This is a genomic window from Anaerospora hongkongensis, assembly GCF_004339805.1.
GTDB classification, from domain to species: domain Bacteria; phylum Bacillota; class Negativicutes; order Sporomusales; family DSM-15969; genus Anaerospora; species Anaerospora hongkongensis.
This window is the reverse complement of sequence record NZ_SLUI01000003.1, coordinates 217,580-230,407: the sequence shown is the minus strand read 5'-3', so window position 1 is coordinate 230,407 and position 12,828 is coordinate 217,580. Positions and strand designations below refer to the sequence as shown.

General features: G+C 44.2%; 9 protein-coding genes and 1 riboswitch. All 9 genes read right to left on the bottom strand.

Annotated elements, in window-relative coordinates:
- Positions 1-6: 6 nt before the first annotated feature.
- The 9 genes from EV210_RS05770 to EV210_RS05730 all read right to left on the bottom strand — a co-directional run bounded on the left by EV210_RS05770 (position 7) and on the right by EV210_RS05730 (position 12,828).
- Positions 7-1,875 carry a polysaccharide deacetylase family protein gene (locus tag EV210_RS05770; protein WP_132076948.1) on the bottom strand — a complete coding sequence of 623 codons (1,869 nt, stop codon included), beginning with the start codon at positions 1,873-1,875 and terminating at the stop codon, positions 7-9.
- Between the two features lie 2 nt (positions 1,876-1,877).
- Entirely contained in the window at positions 1,878-3,719 is a 1,842-nt protein-coding gene (locus EV210_RS05765) for a glycosyltransferase family 2 protein (protein WP_132076945.1), read from the bottom strand.
- Positions 3,720-3,782: 63 nt separating this feature from the next.
- A complete protein-coding gene (locus EV210_RS05760; RefSeq protein ID WP_132076942.1) occupies positions 3,783-6,434 on the bottom strand; it encodes a polysaccharide deacetylase family protein in 2,652 nt (883 codons plus the stop codon).
- Between the two features lie 17 nt (positions 6,435-6,451).
- Positions 6,452-7,774 (bottom strand): nucleotide sugar dehydrogenase, encoded by a 1,323-nt coding sequence (locus tag EV210_RS05755; RefSeq protein WP_132077385.1) that lies wholly within the window; start codon positions 7,772-7,774, stop codon positions 6,452-6,454.
- Between the two features lie 27 nt (positions 7,775-7,801).
- Positions 7,802-9,307, bottom strand: a complete 1,506-nt coding sequence (locus EV210_RS05750) for a hypothetical protein (protein WP_132076939.1) — start codon at positions 9,305-9,307, stop codon at positions 7,802-7,804.
- A 122-nt stretch (positions 9,308-9,429) separates the two neighbouring features.
- Positions 9,430-9,515: riboswitch (cyclic di-GMP riboswitch) on the bottom strand.
- Positions 9,516-9,654: 139 nt separating this feature from the next.
- Positions 9,655-10,512, bottom strand: coding sequence for a sensor domain-containing diguanylate cyclase (locus tag EV210_RS05745; RefSeq protein WP_165898797.1), 858 nt, complete (start codon positions 10,510-10,512; stop codon positions 9,655-9,657).
- A gap of 234 nt (positions 10,513-10,746) precedes the next feature.
- Positions 10,747-11,904, bottom strand: a complete 1,158-nt coding sequence (locus EV210_RS05740) for a PucR family transcriptional regulator (protein WP_132076933.1) — start codon at positions 11,902-11,904, stop codon at positions 10,747-10,749.
- Positions 11,852-12,250, bottom strand: coding sequence for a DUF1987 domain-containing protein (locus EV210_RS05735; RefSeq protein ID WP_165898796.1), 399 nt, complete (start codon positions 12,248-12,250; stop codon positions 11,852-11,854). Before EV210_RS05735 ends, EV210_RS05740 begins: the two co-directional genes overlap by 53 nt.
- Before the next feature lie 20 nt (positions 12,251-12,270).
- Positions 12,271-12,828, bottom strand: a complete 558-nt coding sequence (locus EV210_RS05730) for a SiaB family protein kinase (RefSeq protein ID WP_132076927.1) — start codon at positions 12,826-12,828, stop codon at positions 12,271-12,273.

Here is a 12,828-nt window from a genome sequence, read left to right as displayed (position 1 = left end):
CTTTTCCTACAGGTTAACAACAAACCAGTTAATGAGAGCTGACCAGTACTGTTTTAGCTTAAACATAACAGCATCAAAGCCCTGCATACGGCTGTCAAATAAGACTTTTTCTTGATCGACACCGGTGTTTTCCGTAATTAACAGTTTATCAAACACACCATCGTAAACGTCATCGGCCAAGTTTCGCTGACTCCAGCCATAACCCCCCCATGCCGTCTCAAGATAAACAGCACCGGCTTTACCATTTGCCAGCTGTAAGTTCTGAACCGCTTCTTTGCCATCCAGCAGAATACTCAGCTTATCATTTTTAAGGGAGAGAGACAGCAGCCTGTCTCCTTTTGCGTGTACGCTGAGTTCGGGTACGTATTCGTCCGCGCCTGCCGCAACAGTGGGCACATTTTCCCTGGATTTGTTTACGAGCCGGGCAGCGTAAATTTTAGCCCGTTCAGCAGAATCGGCGTATTTGATAAACGTTTCCAATTCCCGCATTTCCGCTGCCTTTTTATCTTCGTCAATAGACAAAGGCACTTTACCGTCAAATTGATCTAAATTTACTTTGTAGAGTTCCTTTTCCGTGCCATTCACTTTTTCGGTTACATAGAAATTGTTGTTGTACACGTACACGGATAAAAACCGGTTTAAGCTGTCATCGGCCCGCAGATATAACTTCTGCAAGCCAAGCTTGTTACCCTTCATTCGTACCGACAGCTTCAAATCGCCAAAATCATTACTGTTCTTTAAGCGCAATAAGCCTTTATCTTTCGGCAGGGATGTCAAAATGATCGACTCTTCCTGAAATTCTGCAGCTCCTTTGACGATGTCCCAGGCTTTCTGTTTACTGCTCTCACCGGTAACAAACGGCAGGTCCTGATTAATATCATACTTAATGCGCATCAGTAAATGATTGGTATACCAGTAAGCCTGCGGCTGCATCCTTGTTAAATCATAGATACTGCTGTTGCGCTGATTAAAGGCAAAGCCTTCACGGTTAAAGTTCAGTTTAAACAGCGTATGAATCCATTGTTCATTTACGGCGCTGACTTTATCATTATTGCCAAAGCTCCCTGTATTAGAGTGCATAAGGATATACATACCCGGAACATAGCCCAGTTCCTTCGAGTAAATCTTCTGCAGCGCCTGATAATCATAAGAAATGCGCTCTTTCATACGGGACTGGCTCTCTTTGGGAATCCCATATTCATCCCGGATAAAGTCCATTAAATAGTGATTATATTTGCGCCCCAGGTACGATGCTACACTGGCATGTTCCAGGGGATCCAGCTCCCCCAGATAATTGTCGTACCGGTCAAATACGTTAATAAAGGCCAGACGGTAGCCGTTAGTCCCCATCTCCCAATAGCTGTTTTTCTCCAGTTCTGTTAATTCTTTCGGCATTAAGAATTTCGGGTCATTTTTTTCAAACTTTTCCGGGTAAGTCAGCATGGTTGCTTTAAAGTTCAAGTCTTCCAATATCTTTTGCGAAAATATTGCCGTATCCCGCCTGCCGTCTTCAAAGATTAAAAACAGCGATTTTTCCGGCAAGGTTTTACCATTCTGGTAATAGTCGACAATATCTTTTTGCGTAATCGTCACATAACCGGCATTTTTTAAGGCCTGCAGGTGGTCATGCAGCCTTTCAACCCCTATCAGGCTCTGGTTGCCTGATCTGTCCACACCAAAATAGGCAAGGGAAACAAATCCCTTATCTCCGGCATATTTCACATTCTGCTCTGCAAAAGGCGAATACGCCTTGAGCGTAAAGAGAACATAAACCCCAACGGCAAATACTGCCAGGAGAAAGAGAATTTGAAACACAACCCGAATGCGTTTTCGTCTGTCTTTGCGGGCAGTAAATTCTTCACGCGATATTGTCATCTCTAGGCCCTCATTTGCTTGTTACGATTCTTTTTCAGCGCTTCCAGCACGTCAGCCGGAGTCATGCGTGTTCCCCAGGTTGTTTTCCAGAAAGTAACCCAGGCAATCGGCATTTGCCACAGCAATACCGCTTCATAATACAGGCAGAACCATAATCCGTATACCCAGGTTGAGCTTTTGCGCAGCAGCAGCTGAGCCATGCTCATCAGAAAAGCCATTAAAGCAATCCCGATAATAAAGGTGAAAGGAAAAACTCGCTGGGTAATGGGAATGTACAATAAGTTATAAATAACAATCAGGGGCGCTACCAACGGAACCAGTACACCCATATAAAAGGATAAAGCCATAAAGGGTTCTTTCTTCCACATAAAACTGGCGGCAATTAGTGATTCGCGAAGCCACGAGCGCTTCCAGCGCATTTGCTGTTTTAAAAAAATCCGGTGATTATTGGGAACAATGGTATTGCAAATGGCAGTATCCTGATACCCGGTACGATGTTGGCGCAGAATAAAGTTTGTCATACTTCGGTCATCACCAAAAGTAGCCTTTTCTCCTAAAAAGCGCTGATTCAGCCATGCATCCATATAGCGAAGGACCAAATCCTTGCGATAACAGGAGAGCGGCCCGGATAAACAAGTAACTGCATCAAAATAGCTCTCTGCCGCTTTCATAATACGAAAGGCGATATAATAGCGGACAGCCTGCATTTTCGTCAGCGCATTGGTATACGTATTGGCTACGTCGGTCCGTCCCGATACGCCGCCCATTTTTGTATCCTTAAAGGGTTGAACAAGATTGCGAATTGCAAAAGGATCCAGGAAACTATCGGAATCAACGAAAACGATTAAATCATGCCTGGCCATCACGGCACCTCGGGCCAAAGCCTCGCGCTTGCCTGCATTTTGTTCCTGCTTGATATAATGCAGGCGGCTTTCAATATCATACCGTTTTTCCTGAACCTTCAGCGCTTCGACAAACTCGGTAATTTTGGCAAACGACTGGTCATCCGAGCAATCGTCAACAACAATGACTTCCAGTTTATCGATTGGGTAATCCTGATTAATACAGCCGGCAATCGTTTTTTGTATCCATTCTTCTTCATTAAAGCAGGGAATAATAATCGTTACTCCCGGTGTGAAGTCCTTGTCAATCGGCACCGGTCGATAGAAAGAGCCGAACAAATACCGGCTGAGCAAAAATGTAGCGGCAATAATGCTATAAAAATACAAAGCCTTGTTAAATTTAAAGTAGATAATGCTTTCCGCCCGCATTAATAAGATGACAGCAGTTATAAAAAACAGGAACAGCGATGCCACCGACAGCATATACCAATTTTTCTTCTTTGCTGCATACTCGGCCAGTGACTGTACGAACACGACACCGCACAGCCCCTTGCCATCCGCGGACTCACCGGAACGTACAAATTGGGCGGCAATATCCACCTTCATCTCGTAGCCTTCCGGCATCGTACCGGGAGCGATAACAAACTTCAGTTTAATCATCGCCGCCTGACTTAAGTCACGGGCAACTTCCGGTGTAACTTCCAGCAGCATACCGGTTGTTGATATATCAATCCCTTTACCATGGCACTTTACCGTTTTGTCACCAGAGGCGTATTCAATAGTTACCTCATAATTGACAAGATAACGTATGCCTCTGTTCGCATTATTGATCAGACCGGCGATGTCGTCGGCACTCTCATTCCCCTGCGCCCGCCGTCTGTCGATATTCGTGCGCAAGCCTTCCTTATCCGGCACCTTGGATAGCAGCCTGCGGTCGGGCTTGGCAACAAGTAAAACATCTTCTTCTTTTTCCGGGCCTTGTTGAAATAATTTATTGAACATCCGCTTTCCTGCCATTTCTCGCTGCCGGGTCTCGCAGCATATAATTATCCCTGCGCTTCATGCCTATTTATCGGGTTCTTGGAGATGATGCGCCATTTGGGTATAACCTGCTTTTAAATAATCGGATAATCTGCCTACCTTAAATTTGGTAGGATCAGAATCAGCCTTGGCTTCATTGGCGGTTAATAAAATATCCAGCGCCATCGGCGTATACGAAACGGCATCACCCATATGCATAACAAATACGGCTCCCTTTTTCACTTCCCCCTGCTTTGTATAAATTCCGTCTTTTATCGTGTTGACAAGCTGGGGAACATTTTCGGCCTTGTAGTCATAAGTACTGCAAGAGCCAGAAATGATATAGTCGTACCCTGTTGCAAACAATGCTTCAAAGCCCATTTTACTAACCGCGAGGGTTGGCGGCCGGAAAAAGCGTGTCAAAGCAGGTTTTCCATTAACAGTCACGTTGCCAACGATTTGTTCCAGCTTTTGATACGAGAGTGCCAATTCATTGGTATACTCATCTTTATTCTGAGTTGGAATTTGCTTGCCCGATTTCGGATCACGCACTACCATCGGCTTATGCATGTCAGAGTGACTGCCGATCTCATGCCCCTCCGCTGCAATAGCACGAAGTAAATTGGGATTATACGTTACGTTATGGGTGAGGACAAAAAAAGTCCCTGGCACATTATGCTTGCGCAGCACATAGAGCAATTTATTAATAGGTGCATCGGTACCCCAATCATCAAAGGTAAAGAAGATAACATTCTCATTGGTATGCACCTGGCCGCTTTTGTCGAGACGGCGGGCGTCCATTCTGGAAAACCCGAGCATGCGGTCGTCATAATCCACATCCGGATTTCCAATATACCGCTTTGAAGCCTCTGTTAGGAAATTATGCTCATTGATGGTAAGCTTAGGGGCGTTGCTTCTTAAATAGGCCGGAACGGTTGCAGGATCAATCGGATACTGGTACACATACTTTGCATTGCCAAGAATTGCTCCCACCGGCTTGATCGTATACTGGGAACTATTCGCCCGGTTATTTGCAGGATTGTCATAAGAAGTAGCAAAAGCAATATTATCCACTTTGTTTTGCTTTACGGCTTCTACCAAATCGCCAATTAAACGGTTATTAGAATAAAAGTCCATTCGAAAATGAATAATCTGGCCCCGCCCCAGCGAAAGCACTGATTTACCAAAGATCTCTGCCATTACCTGCTCAGCAGAGCTATAATCCTTATGCTTGCTCTGAACGACATTAATCGACTGGCCAATTAATTTGCAGCCTACGCCGGCAACAGCGGCTTTTGTCGTATCTGTTACAGCTCCCCAGGGCTGTTTTACTAGATCGGTATCAACACCGAACTGCTCCTGCAGCTGCTTGCGGTCACGCAGAATGAGCCTTTGTGTTTCTTCCAGCGTTTCATTGTCCTTGGGCCTGATCGCAATCCCAATTTCGTGTCCGTTTGCAATGATTCTCCGGAGCGTAGCAGGATACCTTTTCATTTCCGTGTCGGCAATAAAGAACGTCCCTTGAATACCGAGAGTTTGCAATCTGGCCAGCATATCATTCACCACAGCTTCATTGCCGATACCGCCAAAAGTAAAGGAAAGTGCCGGTTCTGTAGTAGTAATCACTTTTATTTCCTGAGCAGCAGCACTTACCGCATCTGCTGCATAAGCTTTCCTGACGGACAGAAAACTCATCGCCTCCTCCTGGATGAAGGAAGCTGCCGCTGCCCAATATGCAGCAACATACTGGGTCAGCTGTCTGCCGTCAGGCAGCAAAGACGTTTTTACCGGTTTGATCAAACTGTTTGCAGCAAAATCTTCTACATAAACGGTTGTGTACTTGGCCTTAACCAGCGCAATCAGTAGTTTTTCAACTGCCTCGATCGTTCCTTTTTCACCGTAATCAGCCTGCTGGGTCAGATTTTTCAAGCCCGGCTGTTTATCAATTGCCGGTTTTTGCTCAGTTTTACCCGCATCCTTAGCTACCGGTTCCGTATTCGTCTTTAGCTTAACGGAAACAATACTGCCCGGCTGGAGACTGCTTACAAATGCATCGGCCGCTTGAGGAGTCGTAATTTGTTTCACATTAACAAAAGCATTGCTTCTCACAACACTTACAAATCCGGAAGCTTTGGCAGCCTGGAGCACTTGGTCCGTATAGTTAGTATCATTGCATTTGAGAAGATTCGGTCCTTGATCAGTTGTAACCCTGATGATTTTCTGGGCCCGGCAGAAATCCTTAACCAGGCGTTCCACCGGCAGAGTCTCCAATTTCCCCATTCCGGAAAGCGTATAGTTTTCTATTTTATAACCCGCATTCCTAATATTTACGACAGTTTGTGGATCTTCAGCTGTTTGCATCCCATCTACAAAAAAGGTAGCCTTAATATTATATTTCTTCAATAAGTCCAAAACCTGCTGCATGGTGGTACGATCAGATAAACCGTCAAAAGTCAGGGCAATCTGCCGCTGAGTACTTTTGGTACCTGTAATAACAGTAGCTTTTTCCTGGCTGTTTTTGAGCTGTTCCAACGCATTGGCAATTTCCGCATCAGCCTCATAGGAGCTTTTCATATCGGTAATATTGCGATACTCACTACCAGTAGGTGCCCATAAGACGTTTTTGAAAAATAACAATCCAATCAGACAAACACCAAGCACAGCAGCTAGTGACAGCACTATTTTTTTGTTTTTCACGCCTATCACCTCTCCGCTTAAAGACTCCAGTAGGAATAACCTTTGTCCTCAATCGTTTTCCGGTCAAACATACTCTTAATATCAATAATCACCTGTTTTGATTGTGCTTTCTGCGGTTTCAGCAGTTTTTCCAAATCAACCGGCTGCAAATCCTTGAATTGTTGGTGAGCAACTAAAAAGACCAAACAGTCCGCATTATGGACATCCTGAATATCTACCAGATTGAGGTTCAGTTCTTTCTTAAATTCCCGTTTATCCACTACAGGATCCACTATTTTCACTTTAATTCCATAAGCGGCAAGTTGTTTATATACATCAACCGCCTTTGAATTGCGCATATCGGGACAGTTTTCTTTAAAGGTAATGCCCATTATATAAATATTCGATTTTGATAAATTCTTGTTTGCCTGAATCATTTTTTTAATGATATTATCCGTGACAAAAGCAGCCATACCATCATTGACTTTTCGCCCGGCAGCGATAATTTGGGAGTGATAACCCAGCATCTCTGCCTGATAAATAAAATAATACGGATCGACGCCAATACAATGACCGCCTACCAGCCCAGGATGAAAGCCTAACGCATTCCATTTCGTATTCATGGCATCAATAACCTGTTTCGTACTGATGCCCATGCGGTCAAACGCCATTGACAGCTCATTCATGAAGGCAATATTAATATCCCGCTGCGCATTTTCAGCCAGTTTCGCCGCTTCGGCTACTTTAATGGTTTCCGCACGGTAAACGCCGGCCTGAATAATAAGCTCATAAGCCGCTGCGATATTGGCGACTGTTTCCTCATCCATGCCGGCGACTATTTTGCGGATATTCTCCAGCTTATGCACTTTATCTCCCGGATTAATCCGCTCCGGTGAATAGGCAATCTTAAAATCACGGCCACAGGCAAACCCTGACTCTTGTTCTAAAATAGGTACGCAAATATCTTCGGTAACACCAGGATATACCGTAGATTCAAAAACAACAACTGTTCCCTTTGTTAAGTTTTGGCCAATTATTTTACTGGCATTGACTACCGGCGCCAAATTCGGAGTTTTATCGCCGTTGACCGGTGTCGGAACAGCGACAATAATCATTTTCGCTTCTTGTAAACGCGCCGGATCGGAGGTAAATTCCAAAGCTGTCTGCCTGATTCTTTCCTCGCCAATCTCATTGGTTGGATCAAAACCTTGTTGATAAACAGCAATTTTTTCCTGGTCAATATCAAAGCCTATTGTCTTTACTTTATCGGCAAAGGCAACCGCAATCGGCAGTCCAACATACCCGAGGCCAACTACAGCAAGATAATCATTGCGGGACTTTATTCGTTCAAAAGCTTCCAGCTGCAATGCAATTCACCCTTTTCTTATTTAAAAATAACGTGTTACATAATTCCACCAGGTATTGCCTTTCGAACCATCAGCTTTATCCGAAAGATGATAATATTCTGTCCCCGCTACCATATTCTCCGCCAAGGTGTAGCTGATACCCACGCCATACCCCTTGAAACCGTTCTCCATTACACTGCCCTTGCCATTCATACCGTGAGCAATAAATGTATAGCGGGGCTGATTATAATATTTTGCAAAAATACTATAGGTGCCGGGCCGCCAGGATTTAAGATCCCCATAATTCACACTGAACACATAACCGGTCCCGTCGCCGTGGTCCTGAGGACTTGATTGTAAGATCATAGCGCCTACGCCAAAATTACTGAAGTTATAATTACCGCCAAACGTTCGAATGGTGTTTTGTTTACCGCCTGCCATATTGTAGTGGTAAACACCGGCTTCCAGATTGTAATCATAATCCTCATACCGCGCTGAGGCAGTCAGGGTTTCCTTTGTTTCATCCGTCTGCCCATAGCCCAATGTATATTTGACGGGTTTACCAAAGTCAGCTCTAACTCCTTTAAAGCCGCTGTCATAAATATTGCCTTCCGCCATGAGATAGCCGAAGGAACCTACCGTCACTTTTGTTTCACCAGTTTGTCCTGCTGCATACAAACGAGATGGTTTTAAGAAATTATTGTAATTTAGGATTTTCTTCTGGCCTTCCAGCATACCATATAGACGCCAATCCTCCTCAATAGGAACATCTAGTCCCAGGCGGACACGAATGCCGGCCGAATCGCGGTCAAAAAGATCGGGGCCGCTATTTTGTGCATAATGGTAACGGACTTCTCCATCAATATTTACTTTATTATCAGGCTGGCGATTACTTGCATCGCCTACGTGCTTTAGTTCATTGATCAGCCCATTATACGTTTCCGGTGCAATGTAACTCGGATTCGCCTTGGTTTTTTGTTCGGGTACTGCACTTATCGGCGGGGAGGGCAATGCCGCTGCTTTTGGTTCAATATCGGCATTATTGCGCAGCAGCGGCGCAGAAGATCCACCGCTGCTTAAACTGCCTGCAGCCGCATTACCGGAAGCGGCGCCGGCAGACGCCAAATTGGTTGAGCCAGCAATCATTTTTGATGTCAGGGTTGCCATTTCATAGGAAAAATCGGCTTTCGCCCGCTCTACATTAAGATTAGAGTCATTCATTATTCTTGCTGTATTCTGCGCCATAGTGTAAGCAAAGTCCCGTCGCTGGCCTTCAGGCAGCAGCGGCATTACTTTTGCCGTTACCCTCGCAATTGCATAAGAATACTCCACTTTAAAGGTTTCAACGTTTGTGCTGGGAGCAGCGAAAAGCTTGGCCGTTATTTGGGCCATTTCATAAGCAAAGTCTGCTTTTGCACTTTCGTCTGTATTCGCAGGCAGACTCGCAGCGTATACCACGTTGCCCTTCGGTCCATCGCCGAACTGATTTCCTGCCGTTATACTAATTGCTGCCGTCATAGCCAACAGCATTCTGACGGATTTTCTCACGTGATTATTTCACCGCCCTGCTAAGATAAGTACAATGATTCGACGATAAGTTTTTTAAACAAGCTAACATCAAATGCTGTATAAAGTGATTTAGGCTAAAACGAAAAAAATACCAGGCTGCGAATTGCAACCTGGCAGTCATATACAGAGTGTACTTAGACCCATAGCTTTGCGTCCTTACTTTTCAATAAGTTTGCAGTTTATTGCTTATTTTGTTTTAAAACAACATAAATCTGCAAAATGGTTCGTTATTGTTTAATCTTATCATTATTATATAAATTGTATCAAGCTTTATTATAACAGAATTATTTTTAATAAGTTTGTAATTTTTTCTAAGAGCGATATAACTACCAAAATCGGCCAGTGTTTTTTATGCCAAATTTCTCGGCTTTTTCCAATAATGCATTTTTTTGTGTATTTTGATAGTATTTTTTATGATACATGGCTTTATCTGCGATATTCAGTAAAGCATCCACCCCGATATCCATACCGCTTTCGACCATGACCAGACCTGTACTTACTCCCATGCTGTACGGTTTTTTTACTGAGGCCGAAAGTGCGTTCAATTGCTGCTGAAGGCGGTAAATAACCTGTTCAGCATATGGCTGTGAACATTGGCTAAATATTACGGCAAACTCATCGCCGCCGATTCTCCCGGCAATATCAGTCGTACGCAAAGCGCCAAGAAGCAGTGATGTGAACATGCTGATATACCAATCACCCTCGCGATGACCGTATGTGTCATTCACTTTCTTCAGTTCATTCAAATCCATAAAGGCAAGAAAAAAAACACTTTTTTCTTGCTGCAGATTATGCAAGGCCATTTCCAAACTTGCCCTGAAGGTACGGCGGTTTAATAATCCCGTCATATCATCTTTCGCCGCAAGCTGCTCCAGCTGCCCAATTTGGCAGCAAGTTGCAGTTATGTCTACTAAAGTAAGCAGCAAATGGGTTGATCCGGCAAAATCAACACACGTCGTATAAACTTTTACGATGGTTTGCTGATCTTTCAAAAAAAGTGAGCTTTCCGGTATATTTGTACCATTAGCTTGGATACCGGCATACCATGCCTGATATTCCGCCTGCTCTTTATAGAAGAACTCGGCAACCGGTCTGACAGCGACTTCCTCATCCTGTCCACGCAGCAAGCTCTGGGCAGCAGCGTTTACCCGGATCACCAGCAGTTCCTTTCTTGTAACCAGCACAATGGGTATAGGCATCCTATTGAATAGTTCTTCTAACTTATCGCCTGCCTGGAAATTCAATAGATCACCCGGCTTTCTATGGCCGCAGCAGCCTTATTATCAGCAGTGACATAAGGAGAGCAAGCCAGTATACAATATGCTAGCCTAACTATAGCAAAAGTTCTGCCTGCTTCCTATCGGCTGGGAAGATAAAAAATTATCCTCTGAAGTATCATCAGAGGATAATGAGGCTATCTAACCGCGAAATTGCAGCAGATGCAGAGCGATAGCTATATGGAATCTGGTCTCAAATGACTCCAGCGATATACCAAGAATACTTTCAATTCGCTGTTTTCGGGATACGATTGTTTTATGATGAAGAAACATGTCTTCCGCCACTATTTTTAAATTAGCAGCTTGAATAATCTTTTTCAAGGTCACCAGCAGCTCCGTGTTATTCTCCTTATCATAATCCAGCAGCTTTCCTATCATTCTGTCAATAAATTCTGCCGCATTCTGACTATCGGCCAATGGATAAAGCAGTTGATACGCCTGCCCATCATGATAATGATGGATCAGCCGTTCCGGCCAAAGACGGCTGCCGAGATTCGCTGCGGCTCGCGCCTGATAACACAGATACGCAAAACTGTCTGCTTTGCCTTGCCGGCCCGAAGTGCCGATTGCAGTTTCAAAGTGGGGTAGGCTAGAAGACAATTGTTTCTTTAGTTCCAGTCCGGTGTTCAGCTGTCGCTCCTTAGTTTCCCCTGGTAAGGCAGCATGCAGCATGCCAATTCCATTCCCCCATTCCCATGCAATGCCTCCCTGAGCGGAATTCAGCCTATCCACCAGGTTATCGATTGCCGTCTGGATTTCAGCTGCATCAACTGCAGCTTGACTGAGTGAATATCCCTGCCAGCTGGTCAATTGTATATAAAAGACATAAAACAGGGACGGTAGATTCAGCTTCAGCTGCCGGGCCACATTCCAAGCCGCTTCATCAAAGCTGCGGTTACCCTCTGCCAGCTCAAGCAAAAACTGATTACGCCGATGCCGTTTATACGAATGAGCGACTTTTTCTTCCGCCTTAATTCTTTCTTCGATTTCCCGCTCCAATTCATGCTGAATTTCCTGCAAATACAACTGCTGAGAGTCGCTGATCCTCGTCATCTTCATCATGGATTGAAGATTTCTTTCAAAAATGGCCGCCATATTCTTATATTGCGCAAGCAGCTCATTATTCGTGTACTGCTGGTCATCGCATATGCTTTTAATCTGCGCTAATTGCTCCAATTCCTCCTGGAATAGCTGGCGAATATTGCTAACCAATTCAAACACCTCTACGTTAAAAGAGTACAGGATTTTACCGGAGAGTTGACTGGCTAATTTCCTCCGGAATAATATTAAACTTAACATTCAGTTCTTCCCGGAACTCTTCTCCACACTCCCGCATGCTTCGATTCCTTGCCGTATAGTGCCAATTGATGCAGATATCGGCCCCAGCGTTAAAGGCATCCTCCAGTATGTAAATGATGTCCATTATACATTTCGTGCTGCTGGTATTCATATAGGAAATATGAAGCTCCACAATAACTGCATGTTCTGCACTGACAAGATAATTTTTGAGCCAGGCAAACAGATCATGATAAAAGGCAGGTGGGTTTTCCGGGTAGGATTGACCCGTTATTTTTAAAATCCCTTGCTCCGGATCAAAATCAATCTCCGGCGAGGACTTCGTACTTGCCCGATATAACCGCTCCAACAATAAAACCTCCTCGCTAACTACAGGCTTACCTTTAGAGTAAAAAAAGAGTATCGCTCGTCACGTGCGATGAACATATACTCAAGGGGCAACGCTGCCTTACGGGCCATGTCAATGATACCCAGTCCGGCGCTGTCAGAATGACTATCTGTCCGCCTCAGCGTTTCCTTATATAATTTCTTCAACTGTTCTTTCGTTAAAGAATTAACATAATCAATACGTTCTTTTAAGCTATTTACATCTTCATTCTGTACTAAATTACCGGAACAAACAAAAAAGCGTTCTTCCAGCCGCCCAATCACAATAATACTTTCAAAAGCGCGGCGGCTGATTTCCAGTTTATCACCAGCAGCTGCTTTTTTTAAGAAATAGGTTTTGATATTTTGCGCCTGCTCAATATAAACGGAAAATACATTGTGACTTTCTGTTTCGTCAGTATTTCTCTCTGCCTGCAAGTAGGACGTGATTGCTGTTCCGATCTCTTCAATAATGCCTTGGGTGAAAGAGCCGTTAAAACTGACAATAATTCCATAGTTGGTCAATTCACCAATCAGTTGATGCAGATTTTCATTGATCAC

Bases quoted from the DNA above. Each gene is read 5' to 3' on its own strand.
- EV210_RS05770 (WP_132076948.1), bottom strand. From the start codon at position 1,875: ATGACAATATCGCGTGAAGAATTTACTGCCCGCAAAGACAGACGAAAA.
- EV210_RS05765 (WP_132076945.1), bottom strand. From the start codon at position 3,719: ATGTTCAATAAATTATTTCAACAAGGCCCGGAAAAAGAAGAAGATGTT.
- EV210_RS05740 (WP_132076933.1), bottom strand. From the start codon at position 11,904: ATGTTAAGTTTAATATTATTCCGGAGGAAATTAGCCAGTCAACTCTCC.